General features: G+C 54.4%; 1 protein-coding gene. It reads right to left on the reverse strand.

From position 1 onward, the window contains the following. On the reverse strand, window positions 1-960 hold a 960-nt coding region (locus OGY10_RS00100; protein ID WP_286575994.1), incomplete at both ends, for a terminase large subunit domain-containing protein.

A 960-nucleotide genomic window follows, 5' to 3' on the forward strand; every position in this document is an offset into this window, starting at 1 on the left:
CGGGAATACTGACGCCAGATCGTCAATAAATTCGCACATCAGCAGGTTCTGGTATTCGTCCGGGCTGTACTCCATGCGCAACTGGTCGAGGTCGAACAGGTTACAGCCGCCGCGCACTGCATCCTCCACGGTGACGATCTGGCGGTACTGCCCGTCAGGGCAGAGCAGGCCACGCGCAAGATTGCTGTGGGTCAGGTCAATATCCACCTTGTCCGCTTTGGCGCGGCCCCGGTTAAACAGCGCACCGGACCAGAACGGATAGGCACTATGGGTCAGGCTGGACGGCGTGGAAAAGTAGGTTTGTCGCCATTTCTTGTGAATGGCCATACCGGAGGCAACTTTGCGCAGCTCCTGGAATTTTGGTATCCAGAAATATTCATCAAGATACAGGTTGCCGTGGTAGCTCTGCGCCGTGCGGGCATTGGTGCCGAGGAAGTACAAAGCTGCGCCATTGGGCAGCACCATGGGATCGCCTTTCAGCTCAACATCCACTTCTTTTGCAAAGTCGATGATGTACTGCTTAAAAACGTGCGCCTGTGCCTTACTGGCAGACAGGAAAATCTGGTTGCGCCCGGTCAGCAGGGCGTCAATCAATGCTTCACGGGCAAAATAAAACGTTGCGCCAATCTGGCGCGACTTGAGTAGATTGCGGATGCGGTTTGTTTTCCCGGCTTCAAACCAGTGGCGCTGATAGTCGAACATAGAGGCGTGGAAGACTTCTTCCAGCTTTTCGATCTGTTCGTCGGTGAAAACGTTCTTTTCCGGCTGCCTGCGCGGACCTTTGTTACGGTTGGCTACTTTCGGGTTTAAATCAGCTTCGTTCCCGCCATCGTTAAATTTGCCGATCCGGGCGTGGCGCTCTGACTGGCGAGCCAGCAAATCAATTTCCTTGAAGTCTTTCCCTTCTTTCTGCTCCTTCATGATGAGCTGGCAGTAACGTGCGGCGGTGGTGAGCTGCAT

The sequence above is a fragment of the Citrobacter sp. Cpo148 genome, assembly GCF_030332375.1.
GTDB classification, from domain to species: Bacteria; Pseudomonadota; Gammaproteobacteria; order Enterobacterales; family Enterobacteriaceae; genus Citrobacter; species Citrobacter portucalensis.